21 protein-coding genes and 1 tRNA gene are annotated in these 16,181 nt (G+C 45.3%); 17 read left to right on the top strand and 5 right to left on the bottom strand.

Going from position 1 to position 16,181, the window contains the following annotated elements:
• Window positions 1–53 precede the first annotated feature (53 nt).
• Complete coding sequence (locus tag BLS69_RS14120; RefSeq protein ID WP_091032511.1) at window positions 54–275, bottom strand: alpha/beta-type small acid-soluble spore protein; 222 nt, start codon at window positions 273–275, stop codon at window positions 54–56.
• A 116-nt stretch (window positions 276–391) separates the two neighbouring features.
• Between BLS69_RS14120 and nrdR the strand changes: the two genes are divergently transcribed.
• From nrdR to BLS69_RS14100, 4 genes are all read left to right on the top strand, one after another.
• A complete protein-coding gene (gene nrdR, locus BLS69_RS14115; protein ID WP_036609807.1) occupies window positions 392–859 on the top strand; it encodes a transcriptional regulator NrdR in 468 nt (155 codons plus the stop codon).
• A gap of 185 nt (window positions 860–1,044) precedes the next feature.
• A tRNA-Ala gene (locus BLS69_RS14110) sits at window positions 1,045–1,117 on the top strand.
• A 159-nt stretch (window positions 1,118–1,276) separates the two neighbouring features.
• Complete coding sequence (locus tag BLS69_RS14105) at window positions 1,277–2,314, top strand: tyrosine-type recombinase/integrase (RefSeq protein WP_091032509.1); 1,038 nt, start codon at window positions 1,277–1,279, stop codon at window positions 2,312–2,314.
• A gap of 90 nt (window positions 2,315–2,404) precedes the next feature.
• Window positions 2,405–3,424, top strand: a complete 1,020-nt coding sequence (locus BLS69_RS14100; protein ID WP_091032505.1) for a tyrosine-type recombinase/integrase — start codon at window positions 2,405–2,407, stop codon at window positions 3,422–3,424.
• A gap of 522 nt (window positions 3,425–3,946) precedes the next feature.
• Here the strand turns inward: BLS69_RS14100 and BLS69_RS14095 are convergent.
• Window positions 3,947–4,489, bottom strand: coding sequence for a DUF3102 domain-containing protein (locus tag BLS69_RS14095; RefSeq protein ID WP_256332349.1), 543 nt, complete (start codon window positions 4,487–4,489; stop codon window positions 3,947–3,949).
• Between the two features lie 1,094 nt (window positions 4,490–5,583).
• Between BLS69_RS14095 and BLS69_RS14090 the strand changes: the two genes are divergently transcribed.
• Window positions 5,584–5,970 (top strand): YhjD family protein, encoded by a 387-nt coding sequence (locus tag BLS69_RS14090; RefSeq protein ID WP_091032500.1) that lies wholly within the window; start codon window positions 5,584–5,586, stop codon window positions 5,968–5,970.
• 113 nt (window positions 5,971–6,083) lie between these two features.
• Here the strand turns inward: BLS69_RS14090 and BLS69_RS32560 are convergent, their stop codons facing one another.
• Complete coding sequence (locus BLS69_RS32560; RefSeq protein WP_143023579.1) at window positions 6,084–6,194, bottom strand: putative holin-like toxin; 111 nt, start codon at window positions 6,192–6,194, stop codon at window positions 6,084–6,086.
• Window positions 6,195–6,231: 37 nt separating this feature from the next.
• Window positions 6,232–6,765, bottom strand: coding sequence for a hypothetical protein (locus BLS69_RS14085; RefSeq protein WP_091032497.1), 534 nt, complete (start codon window positions 6,763–6,765; stop codon window positions 6,232–6,234).
• Between the two features lie 222 nt (window positions 6,766–6,987).
• Here BLS69_RS14085 and BLS69_RS14080 point away from each other — a divergent pair, with 222 nt between their 5' ends.
• The 3 genes from BLS69_RS14080 (at window position 6,988) to BLS69_RS32945 (ending at window position 8,469) form a co-directional block, all read left to right on the top strand.
• Window positions 6,988–7,191, top strand: a complete 204-nt coding sequence (locus BLS69_RS14080) for a hypothetical protein (protein ID WP_256332298.1) — start codon at window positions 6,988–6,990, stop codon at window positions 7,189–7,191.
• A 17-nt stretch (window positions 7,192–7,208) separates the two neighbouring features.
• Complete coding sequence (locus tag BLS69_RS14075; RefSeq protein ID WP_091032494.1) at window positions 7,209–8,054, top strand: DUF4393 domain-containing protein; 846 nt, start codon at window positions 7,209–7,211, stop codon at window positions 8,052–8,054.
• 331 nt (window positions 8,055–8,385) lie between these two features.
• Complete coding sequence (locus BLS69_RS32945) at window positions 8,386–8,469, top strand: putative holin-like toxin (RefSeq protein ID WP_371129078.1); 84 nt, start codon at window positions 8,386–8,388, stop codon at window positions 8,467–8,469.
• 215 nt (window positions 8,470–8,684) lie between these two features.
• Here BLS69_RS32945 and BLS69_RS14070 read toward each other — a convergent pair whose 3' ends face one another.
• Window positions 8,685–8,951, bottom strand: a complete 267-nt coding sequence (locus BLS69_RS14070; protein WP_091032492.1) for an XRE family transcriptional regulator — start codon at window positions 8,949–8,951, stop codon at window positions 8,685–8,687.
• Window positions 8,952–9,173: 222 nt separating this feature from the next.
• On the opposite strand from BLS69_RS14070, the gene BLS69_RS14065 reads away from it, so the two are divergent.
• The 9 genes from BLS69_RS14065 (at window position 9,174) to BLS69_RS14020 (ending at window position 15,560) form a co-directional block, all read left to right on the top strand.
• Window positions 9,174–9,473 carry a hypothetical protein gene (locus BLS69_RS14065; RefSeq protein ID WP_091032489.1) on the top strand — a complete coding sequence of 100 codons (300 nt, stop codon included), beginning with the start codon at window positions 9,174–9,176 and terminating at the stop codon, window positions 9,471–9,473.
• Between the two features lie 111 nt (window positions 9,474–9,584).
• The gene (locus BLS69_RS14060; RefSeq protein ID WP_091032486.1) at window positions 9,585–9,968 is read left to right on the top strand and encodes a hypothetical protein; all 384 of its coding nucleotides are present in this window, start codon (window positions 9,585–9,587) and stop codon (window positions 9,966–9,968) included.
• Window positions 9,961–10,293: a hypothetical protein gene (locus BLS69_RS14055; RefSeq protein WP_091032483.1), complete on the top strand. Its 333-nt coding sequence runs from the start codon at window positions 9,961–9,963 to the stop codon at window positions 10,291–10,293. The genes BLS69_RS14060 and BLS69_RS14055 overlap by 8 nt, the downstream gene beginning before the upstream one ends.
• A gap of 162 nt (window positions 10,294–10,455) precedes the next feature.
• A complete protein-coding gene (locus tag BLS69_RS14050) occupies window positions 10,456–10,722 on the top strand; it encodes a hypothetical protein (RefSeq protein ID WP_091032481.1) in 267 nt (88 codons plus the stop codon).
• 827 nt (window positions 10,723–11,549) lie between these two features.
• The gene (locus BLS69_RS14040) at window positions 11,550–12,425 is read left to right on the top strand and encodes a Rha family transcriptional regulator (protein ID WP_091032475.1); all 876 of its coding nucleotides are present in this window, start codon (window positions 11,550–11,552) and stop codon (window positions 12,423–12,425) included.
• A 63-nt stretch (window positions 12,426–12,488) separates the two neighbouring features.
• Window positions 12,489–13,484, top strand: coding sequence for a hypothetical protein (locus tag BLS69_RS14035; protein WP_091032472.1), 996 nt, complete (start codon window positions 12,489–12,491; stop codon window positions 13,482–13,484).
• Window positions 13,485–13,749: 265 nt separating this feature from the next.
• Window positions 13,750–14,244: a hypothetical protein gene (locus BLS69_RS14030; RefSeq protein ID WP_091032469.1), complete on the top strand. Its 495-nt coding sequence runs from the start codon at window positions 13,750–13,752 to the stop codon at window positions 14,242–14,244.
• Window positions 14,241–14,759: a hypothetical protein gene (locus BLS69_RS14025; RefSeq protein WP_091032466.1), complete on the top strand. Its 519-nt coding sequence runs from the start codon at window positions 14,241–14,243 to the stop codon at window positions 14,757–14,759. The genes BLS69_RS14030 and BLS69_RS14025 overlap by 4 nt, the downstream gene beginning before the upstream one ends.
• A 414-nt stretch (window positions 14,760–15,173) precedes the next feature.
• Window positions 15,174–15,560, top strand: coding sequence for a phBC6A51 family helix-turn-helix protein (locus tag BLS69_RS14020; protein WP_091032463.1), 387 nt, complete (start codon window positions 15,174–15,176; stop codon window positions 15,558–15,560).
• Window positions 15,561–16,181: the final 621 nt, after the last annotated feature.

Genomic DNA, 16,181 nt, shown 5'->3' with positions numbered 1-16,181 from the left:
GGTTATTCACCGGCCGCTCCATGCTCCTCTTGTAGCGTATTACGATGCAGATATTATTGGTATTGACCTGCCAATTGCTGTTCTGCAATTGTTACCAGACGCTTCGTGATGTATCCACCGATCGAACCGTTCTCGTAAGAAGTCATGTTACCTTGGTATCCGTCTTGTGGGATGCTGATTCCGAGTTCTTGAGCAACTTCGTATTTCAGTTGTTCGAGGGCTGCGGAAGCTCTAGTTACCACCAGGTTGTTGGAGTTACCGTTGCTTTGTGCCATTGCTGTTCACCTCCTCGCGGGTTGGTAAAAGTATTATGTGTCGGCAATGCGTTTTTCATTACAAAATCAGTACAGGGAATATGTGGTAAAAAGTAAAACGTGGGAAGTGATCTGATTTGAAGTGTCCTTATTGCGGTTATATGGGTACCAAAGTGCTTGATTCGCGTCCGGCCAACGAAGCAAAATCCATTCGTCGTCGCCGTGAGTGTGAGCAGTGTGCCCGAAGATTTACAACGTTTGAGATGATTGAAGAGACTCCACTGATTGTTATTAAGAAAGATGGCAGTCGTGAAGAGTTCAGCCGGGATAAAATTCTCCGCGGGCTTATTCGTGCCTGTGAGAAACGTCCAGTCTCCGTAGAGACCCTGGAAATGATGGTATCTGAAGTGGAGAAATCTCTGCGTAATACAGCTGATGCTGAAGTTGAGAGTCGCCAGATTGGCGAGCTATTGATGGAACAATTGTTTCCGGTCGATGAAGTGGCGTATGTCCGTTTTGCGTCGGTATACCGCCAGTTCAAAGATATCAATATGTTCATGAAAGAACTGAAATCCCTGTTGTCCAAAGACGATCTGGAGGATTAGTGAAGTGGGTAAAGGGAGAAGAGCAGTCTGGAGTTCCAGTCCGTATGTGCCAGTGAAATCGGTTGTTCTTCTCCAAACACTTTGGATCATGAAAAAGTGATTGACAGCGAAAGCTGGATTTTATATGATATAGGAGTCGCCTGTGGAACGTAGCAGTGTTGGACAAGTTATCTATTTCATATCCTGGGGCCTTAGCTCAGCTGGGAGAGCGCATCGCTGGCAGCGATGAGGTCAGGGGTTCGATCCCCCTAGGCTCCATACTCGTAGAAAATCCGCTAATATAGCGGGTTTTTTCGTTTGTCTAGACGTTGACTGTTATCGTGGACACCTCGCAGATATGCGCTCCACGCATCGCAGATATACGCTTCTAATCCCTCGTTTTCTTACCGTACTTATTATCAAAGGAGACGGTATTGAATGGATAAACGAAAAGGAAGAACAATTAAGAGTGAACGCACATCTACGCGCTTACAACATTCGTTAGACTACTTGTTCGATTATTACTACCAGGCGAAGAAGTCGGAAGGTCGAGCGGAGAATACACTAAAGACATACGTACAGAATTACAATTACTTTTGCGAATTTCTGGACGAGCGTAAGATCATTCGTGACATCCGGAATATCAACGTTGAAGTAGGGCGTGATTACATAATTTGGTTACGCGATGAAAAGCGGAGATTTAGTGATAACTGTAACGTTCCGGAATCTGTTCGCACTGTGGGGCTGCTTCCGAAATCAATTAACACGCGCATTAAGAATATGAAGACGATGTTTAAGTTTCTAAAAGAAGAGGAAGTAATTGAAGCAGACCCGTTTACGTATTTAAAGAACGTACAGGACATTGGGAAAGATATTGAGGTGCTTACGGCGGAGGAAATGAACGACCTCCTCAAAGCGCCAAACCAGCGCAAATACAGCGACTTCCGTGATTTCGTAGTCATAAATCTCCTGATTGACGGGATGTTACGTGTAGACGAGGCGTTAACATTACGCAAGACTGACGTAGACTTCACCGCATGTTGTGCAACTTTACGACGGGAAGTGACCAAGACGCGTAAGCCTCGAATTGTGCCGATCACAAAACGAACTGCTAAGCTGATGCAAGAGTTAATCCGCGAATCAACGGAGTTTGGAAGTGAATATATATTCCTTAATAATTACGGGGAACGGTTGGTTCCGAATCACTTCCGTCACCAATTGAAGAAATACGCGGATCGTGCGGGTATAGAGAAGCGCGTGTACCCACATTTGTTGAGGCACTCTGGGGCGACGTTGTTTCTTGAGGAGGGTGGGTCACAGCGTCATCTACAGGTTATTCTCGGACACGCCGATGGCCGGATGACTGCACACTATACTCACCTGTCTGACAAGAACGTGAAAAAGAATCACGATGAGTTCTCTCCATTAAACGCGGTTATTGGTAAGCTGGAGAAGCCACGAAAGATTAAACGGTAATCCTATTGTCTTTCTCTTCGGAGAGATATTTTTACATTTTCCTTCTTTGGTTCCATAATTACTTTTGAACTAGAGGAGGTTATCATAAAGATGGTACAATTCAAATTTATCAGTAAAAAGGAAAAGCCGATTAAAATCAATCTCAACAACATGATCTTAGATTTTTTGTATGTAAAGAGAGTTGAGCGGCGCTCACCGCGGACTATCTCCGCGTACGAGGGCAGCCTAGAGCAATTTGCGAAATGGTACGAGTTATCTGGTGCAGTTGGTATCACTCGCGATCTAATCCGCTCCTACATCGAGTATCTGACGTACGAAAAGAAACGTTGGGACGATCATCCGACGAGTCCAACACAGGGTGCCGGCTTATCACCGCGTACAGTTAACAATAATATTCGTAACTTGCGCATATTCTTCAATTACTTGCTGAGTGAGCGTCGCATATCTTATTCACCTATGGAAGGAATGAACTATCAGCGAGAGGCTAAGGATACGTTCGATATATTTACGGATGATGACGTTAGACTCCTGCTGACCGCGCCTAATCAAAAAGTTTACTCCGGATTCCGCGATTACTGTATGATTCTCGTATTGTGTGATACTGGGCTTCGCGTGAGGGAGTTGACGGGTATTCGCGTAAAGGACGTTGAATTCACGAACAAGCATATTTATATTGACGCGGGCAACGTTAAAACGGCTACTACCCGGGTTGTACCGATATCAGACGAAACTACAGCCGCACTTTTTAAACTCCGCACCAGCATGAATATCGAGGATGACGATTACCTGTTCCTTACGCAATTCGGTGAGCGTTATTTCGGAGACACTTTCGCTAAGATGCTTAAGCTTTATGCAAAGCGCGTCGGCGTGACAGGTCCTCGGGTATCTCCGCATACTTTCCGGCATTATTTTAGCGTTAAATACTTACGTCAGGGCGGTGATCCAATTGCGTTGATGCGTATTTTGGGGCACACTTCGGTCGCGACAACAGAAAAATACGTAAAATACGCGGCTGTCCACATTAAAGAACAGCACGAGAGGGTGAATCCTTTGTCCGGAATTCTCCGTGGAGGTAAGAGTAAGAAGGGAAAGACTGTTAAGTTCAAATAGAGATACGCACAAAACTTTAGACCGGATAGCTCACCATAGCCGTCCGGTTTTTTTGTATTTGCACTATTATACATACGTTTCTCCTTCGTTATTTCCAGTGGCTACTCTACGCTTCAGAATTTGCGCTCCTTTGCGCTTCCCGTAAAATTCACGTGAAATTAGCGTATTTAAACGCTGACCCTGACGAATACTCTCACGCGCTATTTGAACGGCTAAATCCACGGTGATTTTACGGAGATTTCACGGCGGCGATTCGGAGGGTTCGGTGTGAGGGGCGGCGAGGCGTATCGTATTGTCTTTTTCTTTAGTTTTGCCGCGCAATTCCCTATGTGATACCCATTGTTACGACACGATCACTTGTTATCGGGGCGTACGAAGTTATGAACGTAGTGAATAACTGAGTAAAAGATCTTAAATCTTTAAAGTCTTAAAAAGATCTTTATTATACACACGACGACGAGAATGTCAATAGCCTAATTTGTATGGTTGCGCGGTACCTCGAATTGGTAATATTTATTTGCACTATATTACATGTTGTGCTGCGCGGCGGAAATACGGATCACTCTCCGCATTCTCCACGTACACATACTCAACTTGCGGAGGCTGATCGCGCATAGATTCTAGAGTATCGCGGACGGTTTCGTAGTCGGACTCCGCTTTACTCCGTTGGCGCTCTGCTTCCTCCCGCGCTTCTCTTTCCGCTTTGAGTGCGGCTTTAACTTCGCGCAGCTCACGGACGGTCATTTCGTCGACCGTTTTGGTCGTGCCGGATGACGGAATTGTGTGCGACGATGTGATGAATTCGTTTCGGTCAACATCGGATGGAAGTTGGATGATCTCGAATATTTTTCCGGGAGAAATATGGGACGACATCGTCCCCAACTCTTCGAATGCCTGAATGAGCCGATTGGCCGAACGCCTCGACATCTCGACCTCTTTCTCACACCACCGCTCCCAATCTCGATAGTCCAGAAGCCTGTACTTATCTGGCTCATCCCTAACTCCTTTTAATCGCCGTCCTATCTCGAATATCGCTTCGCCCGCCACGCGTTTGTAAGCGTTGATTTCGGCTGTTAGCGTAGGGAGGTCGGATGAGAGTTCGCGGAAGAAAAGTATGATGTACGAACATATGTTTTTTTGTTGCTGTAACCATTGGAAATGATATAATAGTTAAATCGTGGTAAGGTTTTAGGAGGGAGGTGTAACCCTCTATGACGACGGAAGCGATTATAACTTTAGTTTTCGTAGCAATGACTTTTGTTGTAAATCTGTTCAATGCATTTATCAATCTTATAAATATAAAGAAAAAGTAGTCGTATCCTTGGCCGGGGACGACTACTAATTGATGCACTGTTGTTTTTGTTTTAACGAATTTGAAACCTTACCACGATTAACTGACAGCCTGAAATGTTGTATTCTAGACTGATTGTCAATCATGATTTACACTTTATTTTATTTTACACCTGTGCGTCAAATGCTTCAAGTATTATATTTGTGTAATTGAAGTTTGTTGAAAGCTAACCCGCAGCGGATATCGTTTCCGTTCGCGGGCTTTTTGTCGTTTATGGGGGTAGGCTCAACTTTGGGCACACCCCCCCTGATACAAAGAATTCTTGTGTGAGGTGATTCGAACTCACTGCATAGCTTAGTTCACTCTTTAATTTTCAGGAGTCCCTACGTTGTAGTTAGTCACCTAACGATGGTGCGTCCGATTTTGGATTCATTAAGAGGTACGCGAAATGTGCGTATCCTTTTGAACGGTGACGTCGGGAAACGCGACCTCATCTGACTCCTCAAAGTTGGTGAGTGAGATTGACCACTCAAAGTTGAGCAGTGAAAAGGATGTATACAGTGTAAATACCCTTAAGAGACATCAGGAACTTTGCGGACACCTCCTTATACACATCCATAAAACGAACAACCAACGCAATCTTGCGCTCGTTAACAAGATGGGGCGGTGAATCACCTAGTCATCGACGCGGTTATCATACGGGAGCGTATCGCTGCAACCGTTTATCGCGGATTTCCGCATAGTCCATTTCGTTCGACGTCAAACGATTTCACCCGCTTGTATAATCCGTACCTCCCGCGCTATACTAAGAACAAACGTTCCGCTCTCGCGGATTCAAACGCACTATATCGGAGGTGCCTCCCCGCACATGATCGATATCACCGACGAAGACCGCGCGCTAGTCAAATCGCACATCATTCTCCCGCGCGTATTGACCGCATTCGAACGTGACGCCGCGCTGATTAATACAACGCTGAAAACTCCGGCACCTTATACGGATCTGATCGCCGAGGCTCAGCGTAAAATCACCGCAGACATTTACGAGATCCGCAAGCAGTTTCGGACGCGTGGTATCAAGGTCTACGAAGAGTTGACGGATAGTGACGGCGTTACAGCGCGCTATAAATGCCGCGGCTATGAATCGGAAATGAGGATAAGGTGGACGATGATGGCGGCGGATGCGAGCGTAGTTATGCGGAAGTATCTCGGGGTGAATGAGGGAACGGGGCCTTTAGTAACGGTGCCTCCGGTGTAGACAACGAAAAGACGCAGCTTCGATTGACTGCGTCCGGGGCCTTGCGCGTGTTGACGGTAAGCGTTATGATAATTACTGAATAGTGATCGCGGTAGCCTCCCGACCAAGAGTAGCTACCGCTTTTTTGCGTTCATAAAAGCTAAAATTGAAATGATAAAGGCAAGTAGGGTTAGAATTAATGACCCAAAGTTGAGCATAACCGTTAGCGATTCATATGTACTCATTTATATTCACCTCCTTTAACGCGCTTATAAACTGATTTCATGGAAGAATCCTTCGTGAATCTGTGCTCCATTCTCCTTTTAATCTTTTAAATTTATTGAAGCTTTTTTCCATAATCTCAAGTCCTATCTCTAAATTTGTTATTGCTTCAACTGCCTCCGGGGAGTAATGATTCATGTATAGAGACTGTGTTTCAACTAATTTAGCACGGATGCTTAAGTTTTGGATTTCAACTGCGGCTAACAAACCTGATAGGTTGCGTAATGAACCCTTGGCTCTATCATTAACAGACTCTTCCCACGCTTCATCATAATCGTACTCTTCAATTTGATCATCGCTTTTAGGAAATAACTCAACGTTATTAGACGACTTCTTCACTTTCATAACAGTATCCCTGTGCGATTCTAAATCCCACAACGCATTTTTAATTGTATGCTGATTCACTACATAGTCAGAGTCGACTAATAATGTCTCTACTTCACGCCATAGGTCTGACTGCTTTATACCCATTTCGAAATTACGTAGGATAGAAACAGCCACGTCTCTTATATAATCAGGTGTAGGTTTTTTCATTATTTACACTCCGTTTTAGAATATTTATTAGAAAGATTAAAAGATATCTAAAAAGAAATCTTTATTTTTGGATTATACATTCTTATTATTCCTAAGTCAAATGAACTCTACTTTTGTACTACAAACCTAGAATCTGGCACTGTAACCTTAAAATAATTGCAGGAAATTTGCACCAATTTGTCGAAGTACATACGTAACCCACAGCGAAAGGACTACGTCTATATGCGAACTAATCCGCGTTTTATGCGTCCTCTAACCTCCGATATCCAATTCTATACCGCGCAAATGGACCGCACGCCTATCGTTATATTTATCGGCGCGGAGCTCGTTGGCAGCGGAGTGATCGAGGACATTACGGAGATGAGTGTTGCGGTTAAGGGCGAGAGGTATATACGCGGCGTCTGTACGTTCAAATATGCGGGATAATTTAGGAGGGACTATGTATGTCAGAAGAGAGTGGTAGCGGAGGTAAGAAAAGTTTAATTGATATCTCAATCCTATCACCTGAAGTGCAAAGTGAGGTTTACAAAGATTTGGTTAAGACTTCTACTCAGAATTTAGGAAGCGTATTCGGAGCCTTGACGGGAATCTTGAAGTCTGTTACATATCGAGTTCAATATTGGAATGAAAAACAACGTTTAATGTATGAAAATAATATTAAAAAGCTTGAAGAAGGTCTTTCGAAAATTGAGGACGAAAAGAGGATTGAAATTCCTTTAGAACTAGCTGTATCGATTATTGAAAAATTATCCTACACCAGCAACCCAAATATTAGCGAGATGTATTTAAATCTCCTTTTGAAAGGGGCCTCACAGGATACTGTGACTCTCGCGCATCCTAGTTTCGTTAATAGTGTAGGGTGTTTGTCATACGATGAGGCTGTGTTGCTGAAAGTAATATATGAAAAAAGCATGAAAGTTGTCCCGGCTGTTGATTTTTTAGTATACTCCACGAATGGAGATAACACAAAATCGGTTGTTTCTGAGGATAGCTATACAGCATTTCCGATAATTACCAAACTGGATTACCCTGATAACGAAACTTTATATATCCATAATCTTGTGGGTCTCGGTATATTCAATAAAATGGAAGAACGTGTTGACCAACTCCATGTAAAACTTTATGACATATTGGAAGACTATCTGAAAGAAGAACAGCAGGAGTTCTTTGAGAGTGTAAGAAAAGAACAAAATTTAGATGATTCCTACGAAGTTAGATTCGTTAGGCACATGTATATATTAACAGACTATGGTAGGAAGTTTTTGGCTGCTTGTAATGAAACAATTTAGTTGTGCTCAATAGATTAGTTCTCATTGATTACAGAATGAACCGCAGCCCGTCCGTTGGGTTAGCGGTTCTTCCGCGTTCTCTCCGTCAAATTTCCGTACATTTAGCGCGCCTGGCCCGTCCGGGTACGCTCCCCCTCATCGAAGCCTTAACGCGCTGATTCCACGGTAAAACCACGCAAAAAAGAGCCGTATGGTTAACGGCCCGGTGTGTCTCAATATTTATTATTCCATAATTTTGAATCCGCGTGTATACTGGAAAGTGGACAAGAGCGAGATTTGTGTTATGTAAGGCATTAATCAAAGGAACATCTACCTTCAATCTTGAAGGGAGGTGTTATATATTTCAACATACGAAGCACTTACGCTAATGATAGCGTTTGCTGTACTCATAGTTATGATTATGAAGGGCAGGTAACCGCCTCTCTCCAAAGACTGCGGTTACCTAAAAACAATTGTTGTTTTACTCGCTCTTGTCCTCTGTAAATTTGTAAAATATAATTTACTAATCCAAGTGGCAATTCAATTTTACTTCTTAAGAATTAATGTTGCAACATTATTTTTATTCTTAAGAATAAATTTTATAACGAAAAGGACCGCTATCTCGATTGAGGTTTCGGTCCTTTTTTGCGTTTAATCAGTATTTTCTTCGGCAATCGGTATGTATTCGATTAACGCCTCTATGCCATATTGACGGGTACTCCCGCTTTCCTTGGCGATGCGGTTGATTGCGTTCAATATTTCTACCATTGTCTCAAGTTTAATAGTACGCGTATCTCCACTCGCAAGATCCAGTATCGTGGCCGGACGTGTTTTTGACTCCACAGCTATTTTATTCCGCTTAACATCGAGCTCATCTAGAACCTTATTTAAATTAAATTTGATTTGATTTACAGACACCTGATACGCCTCCTCGGAGTAGTCACAACACAATTATAATAGAACATCCTCCGCGCGTAAAACTTTTTTCGGATAAACGCTTGACGTACTACTCCCCGAGTAGTATTATTGCATCAGATAGTATTACTTACGGAGTAATACGAACGAAGTAAACAAGGGTTTCAACTTTCTCGCAACAATGTATCCGAACGAATCACCACTCACGCAAGGAGGTACGCAATTATGCCGATCACTATCGTAACCAAAGGCGTAGACGTCGACGGACCGTGGCGGATTGAATACGCTGGAACGCTTATAGATGAACATCACGCGATTTACGTTGACACTGAGTTTAGTCTCGCAGTTATGGAATGCGTAAACTTTGACGGAACCGAGTACGTTACAACTTACGGCGAGCCCGCAATCTTTGACCTGACGATAGAGGACCTGAATTTCGTTGATAACATCCTCAATATGAGCGCGATCGAACTACTATCTAAATTTATCCGAAAAGGAGATACACAAGATGCAACTAACCGTTAATAATACTCAGACTACGTCTAACAACATTAAAACAAGAAAGTATGGCCGTCGGTTCATTCAACTTCTGCGTGCTCTTTACGCAATCCTGATCATCACGAAGGAGATCGTAGCATGAGCTGCGCGCCAGACCGTTTCGAACTAGCGTCCGTTGCTATCGGGCCATTTGACAGTGATGACGTATTTTATGAATACGAAGGATGCGCACTGAACGAACGTTACCTGTTCTTCATCGATGCAGGCGCGCTATGGGTTCGCTCAGTTCACCAAGATCCGGAGCAGCCGCGCCAGTACATAGACGGAGAAAGCGGAGGCATGGCGATCGGCCTTGACGTTAGCGGAGACATAATGGGTATCACGGCCCAACTCGTAACTAGACTACGCGGCATGGATGCGCTCGATTTTCTGACGCAAATACTACTGTTCACGCCTGGCCGCGGTGATTTCAACCTGCAGCTTGATGGACTCATCTCGGATCGGAGGGAGCCACGTGGATAAAATATTCATCCTACACGTTTGGGAAGAGAAGGCGGAGAGCCACGAAATAACTCCGGCCTGGCTCGTAAACAGTAACACCGCGATCTATCTCTCGCACTGCACCGTATTCCTTGTCCGCGTCATCCCGATCCGTCTCGGCCACCTAACGCGTTATTACGTCGAGGATACGGCTACTTGCGGCATTCACCTTGCGCAGAACGTCGATGGCGATCCGGAATTAATCGCAGCGCGGATTATAGGAAGGCTCCGGAGTCGGACCGCGCTTGATTGGCTGGCGGATGATGTACTCGGGGGAATGACGGGATTGTTCGAATTTCAAGTATAGCCGCCTGATGAGCGCCTGTTTTAGCGGAGCAGGACGAAACCAACGGGCCCCGGTCCGGCGGTCGCGGAACTTCCGCATGTATCATGTAACAACGTACTGTAACGATATGTATTTGCTTTCTACTTAATAGTCGCGCGGACTAAAAACGCCGAGGGGGCATCCATGGAAAAAACGACAGTAATTGAAATTGGTTATGTACGCGATCATCGCACCGGTAACTTTATTGTTACGCTCATTGACGAATCATTCCATCCTAACAGTAACCGCCGTCGCCAACAGATCGTTGTGTTATCTGGCGCATTCTTCCGCATCCTAACCAAAATAGACCGCCGATCCATCGCGAACACAGTTTATGTCACGTTGGAACAAGCGGCCGACCTCGGATTCATTGTATCGAAAATTCCCTTAACCGTTGAAGCAATCGCCTAATTCTCTTATTTATCCGTACCGTCAGCGCTAACTGGCGGATCGCTATGCGGATAGTCTGAACTTTCTGACGCCAATCGGAAGGATCGCCATTCAGACGTTTAACACTGATTTACTTTCGCCGGTTCGCGCCAACGTTCCGGCTTTCCTTTGAACATTCCGCGTCACGGGGCGGCAACCTCGTTCAGGCAGGCGCGTTCACATATATCGAGTGTAAACGGAGGGAGCGGCGATTGGCTATCGCATGGCGCGCTCTTTTCCGTTGTTATACCAAGTAATACGCAAGTTGATGGACTAGGTTTCGTAATTTCCAACTAATTATCCTGATCTTTTTGAGGTACGAATAAGAGAAAGAAGTTATGTAATGCTTCGAGCGAGGCAGCAATAACTGCGTAAACTAATAAATTACTATTGATGACGTCACTAACTTTGTTGCGCCCCGAGAGTACAAACTGAAAGAAAGCATAAAAAGCTATCATAAAATAGATTGATCCTTTTGCAAATATGAATAGCTTGTCCACAATATTTCTAATCAGAATCTTCCTCCTTACATCTAGAAGTAGTAGGTTGAATGAAAAGAGAGGATAAAAACAAAAAAAAAATAGACAAACCTCTTGCATAGCTGAAAAAGTGTGCTATACTGAGATTTAGACTATGATTTTTACCTTAAAATATATCCATCATATCACCTTGCAATAATATTATATCGCGTATCTATCTGAAAGTCAACCCTTAACTTGAAAATTGGCAATATCCAATAACATCGGCCATCGCGCCGTTAACATATAGCACTACGTCAACACCAAACTAAACGAATGGGAGAGATGTACATGTTAGCAAATCAGCAACTAGTATTCATCGATAACGGCCGGGTATTGACGGATAGTCTGACGGTGGCGGACGTGTTCGGAAAAGGTCATGCTAAAGTGCTAAGGGATATTCGAGAGCTTGATTGTAGTGCAGAATTTAACGAATCCAATTTTGGACTCGTTGATTATATCGACACTAAGGGTGAAAAGAGGCCGAAATACATCCTCACACAAGACGGGTTTACCTTTCTGGCGATGGGATACACGGGTAAGGAAGCTGCGCGATTTAAAGAAGCATACATCACACAGTTCAACCACATGCGTCAGCAACTCCGCCAACTCTCCGCGCCTTCCTACGCGATCGACGATCCTATTGCGCGGGCCAAACGTTGGATTCAGGAGCGCGAAGAAACGGAGCGAATCGAGGCGGAGCGGTCGCTGCTTGCGGAAAAGGTAACCGAGCAAGGGGAGCAATTAACCATAATGCAGCCTAAAGCAGACAAGTATGATGCATTTCTTGACTCGGACGGTTACGCTTCCTACTCAACAGTTGGGAAGCAGTTTTTAGGCGGAATGTCTGCCGTAGGATTGCGCAGATGGCTCCAGGATAATGATATTTTATCTAAAAAGAAAGTAGACGATGTCTTTTTACCGCGAAAAGGATACGAAAGCTACTTTAAGGTGTATCCTGCATTCCAAAACGAGAGTGTTTCAAGATTAGGAGTGAAGGTGACACCCTTGGGGATTGACGCCTTGATCGAGTTTTTCTACGGAGGGGTCAAGCCAGAACGTAAATCCCCACTCAAACCACAAGCGCAGGTGGTTTCGTTATTTCCAACGGTAGCTCAGACGCCACGGAAAATTCCAAAACTCATATTAAACCCTAAAGCCCAATAATCCATATAACGGCCGTACTTTTATCGTGCGGCCTCGTTTTTCCTACTATAAAGGAGGCGCAATATGAATCTAAAAGACGGAATCACAGCGTATCAGCAAAACGGAGACTTTTCGATCGTCACCCGCATTATGAAGGACGCGGTTGAAACGGACTTCCTCGGCAATCCAACGCGGCGTTATAGATTCGTAGAGGGAAACGATATCTCCATAGATCTCGCGCATCCTCACCAATATATAGCGTACCGAATACGTGCGATCCGTGAAAAGGCGGTTAAGCACGCTTGGTATGTTCGTGAACCTATCCGCTGGGCATATGACGAGCTCAACCGGCAGCTTTCGATTTTACACATAGATATGGGCGTTAGAATACCATTCGAACCGGTAGACTGGGAGAAACACATCTACAAATACAACATTAATCCGGAGTTACTGGAATGGTTACGCTTGTCGGAAGATGAGATCACGCGGTCATACCACGAACTCGGAACGGTTGCGAATTACCGTCTGTATCGCGGTGTATTGTCGCTGATTGAGCCGACAGAAGAGGCCGCTCGCCGCGAAGAGTCGCAGATCAGATCCGAAGTGATGATTGATATGGAGGCGGCGCTATACCATGTTCTCCAATACGTAGATGTCACGCGTTCTGATCGGGAAATTGTTAAATACGTCAATCAATCGCTGATGACACGCTACTATGACGCGCAGGCCAAGAGGAATGGATTGCGTAGACTTCGGAAAGGAGGCGTAGATCGGACGGTACAACCGAATTTTATGACTCCGCTCGGAACAGTTCTAGGCGCAGAGATTGCGGAAGAGACCGTATGGCAGCGGATAGGTGGTCGCCAGGCTGACTTCCTGCGTAAATTGGTCGAAGCTGCCGAAAAGGATATGGTAGCGGGTGAGATGGAAAAGTACGGACTGACGAAAGATAGTTGTTATGTTATGACCGGGGAGAGGGCAAAAGAGATTAGTGGACTATCTTACGATGCTGCGAGAAGGAGACTAACGCGGATTAGAAAAAAAGTTTACACCCGGAGTCCATTAAGCGTCGCACATTGACGGTATATTTAGAACTTATATAGGGTAAGTAAACGGAATATCCCATTTTTATTTTACATCATAATTTCACTCAAGTAAAGCTAATGCCGCGCTATCACAGGCGGTATACCCTCTGGGTAAATATTTCCCCTAACAAAAACACGATAAAACACCTTACTTTACGGGCAATAAGGGGAGAGTACTTTTCCACCACGCTAAGGCTACGAACGATGCGGGTATACTCCGCACGCCCTTACGTTAATCCAACGTTAAGGAGATGGCACTTATGGCCGATATTAGACGATTGTGGATGCACATTGAGTTTTACGTTAAGAAACGCGTAGATTTCAAAACGCTGGACGGATTGAGTCCGGAGAGCTACGAAAAGTTTCTCACAAAAGCCGCGATCGAGATATCGCGCGAAACGTTCCCCGCTAAAGTTTTCGGTATTTCACGTGACGAACTACGCGAGATGGTTCGCGATGTTATCGTGGATATTAGAGCGGAAAAGCGAGTTCGCCCCGCGGCAGATAAAGTTTATTCGTATATTAATAGCATCGGAGAGACGATCATAGTATACGCGAAGACTAAGAAGGAAGCCGGCGAGCTTATGGCGCTAGCATCGTACGTTAATCCCCTCTACTGGGGTCAAAAGAAGACGATCAAACGTATAATGCAGGTCTCCGAAAGCGGTCAGGCCGAGCTAGACAACGGAGAATATCGCCAGATCCCGCACAGCGGACAATTCATAAATCTGTACGGTCACGGAGGTGCGGCATGAGCGAGATCGTCAAGCCCCTTCCGAACGACAAACGCGAGCTACTCGACAGTTCTACGGGCTACGAGACGTACAACCGTGAGTTGGTGCGCAAGGTATTCCCGCGCATCATAAACGAGGCATACGACGTAGTTTTTGCGGACAGCCGGCGTAAGCCAGAGATTCGCGACATCGTTGCGTTTTACTTCCTCCTGCAGTCGTATATTGACGGTAACCATACGCGAGCTGACGGAACCTACAACGACAGATTCGGCGCATGTTTCTTGTCGTACGAAGCGATAATGGGCGCGCTTAGGATCGAACGTAACCGGGTTAAGCTGCTTGCGGATATACTGGACACAAACGGGATTATCCGGAGCGCGAGTCATTACGAAGGTACGCGCCGATTTAAGTGGTACTTTCCGTCATACTGTCCGCGCATCACGGACGATGGCTATATCGTAGACGAGGACGGCGTCGTGATAATGCCGGACCACTCCGTATACAAGCCGCGTCGGACAACCGCTAAAGTTGCTTAGTAGGCGCTAGACATACTACCGGTGATATGCGCTAGACATACGATCCATAGTATGCGCTAGGCAGACGGTAAAGATAGAAAGATGTAAAAGAGAAAGATGTAAGAGAGAAACAAAACATTACCGCTCAGTTGATTTTGCTATCGCAAACTAAACTTCGCGGGACGAATAGAACTATATACCTTTATCCGCGTTATCAATTAAATAAGATACAAAGTACTGACAAGCAGCTGCGATCATCGAAAGATGTGAGCGCGAGGGCGAAAGCCTGAGCTTGTCTTTTTTGTTTGTGCTAATACATGAAGATAACTCGAAGAAGAGGCCCATGTAGGCAATATCAAAAGAATAGCGCGGTATCTCTTACGCCTTGCCTGAGCGTAGGAGACACGTTCTATTCACGTAAAGGAGACGGTATGAATGGCGCTTAAACGCCTAGAGACGCATCACCTTATCACGTTGAGTTATCTCGCGCAACCTAAACGCGCAGGTCTTACGATGGAGCAGATCGCAACAGAAGCCGGAGTTAGTCGCCAGGCGCTGTATGACTGGATGAAAGATCCGCTGTTCGAACGTGAGCTAAAGAAACAGATCACACGTAATGTACTCGATCGGATACCGGCAGTGACTGACGCAATGGCGCAAGCAGCTATCGAAGACAGGAACGCAGCCGCCGCGAAGTTGCTACTTACTATGACGGAGATGCTTACGGAGAAGATCGACGTTACCAAGACGGATGCAACTACGCTTGACCGCGAAGAGCTGGACCGTAAGCTTGCGGAGTACCAAGCAAGACGCGGAATGTAAAGCGGATAGATGGCGTGTGTTTGGCGCGTCATTATATGAAGGAACGCGATGGAGTGCGTATGTACTGCGGTTGACAAGACGTCAATTACATCTACTGCGACCTCCTGGCGCGTGACCCTTCGGAAATTTTCGTTTCGCCTTCGTAATTCACCACGTCACCGTAACGAAGGTTATTCACTCCTCGGTGAATGACGCTGTATAACCGCCGCATAAGTACCGACAGACCATACGGGAAATGACCGCATAACCTTCCAGCTACTAACGGGCATAATCCGTATAACGGCGCGGGTTGTACGCGTTATTAACTGGAAATGTATATGCGATGTATAAGGCGCGTTTATGCAGCGTAAATAAACGCAGGCGGGGCGCGGGTTTGCGGAGCGGACTATTGCACCGTATACGGGATTTTGTGCACATGTCCGTGCATATCCGTGATTAAACGGGATCGTTACGATTATGCATTGCGGATGAATAAACGGAGTGGTTGCGATGAGGGGCTGAGAATGAGAGGGCGGCCCACCCCCTCGACCCCTAGCGACCGCCTCAACTGGTGCCGGAAATATCCGCGAACAAAAATTAACTTTGGACTTTGCGCAAGCAGGCTATCGGAATGTTCCCGTA

This window comes from Paenibacillus sp. CF095 (assembly GCF_900101225.1).
Taxonomy (GTDB): domain Bacteria; phylum Bacillota; class Bacilli; order Paenibacillales; family Paenibacillaceae; genus Paenibacillus.
Note: the sequence above shows the minus strand (reverse complement) of the source record. Positions and strands in the feature narration are given on the sequence as shown.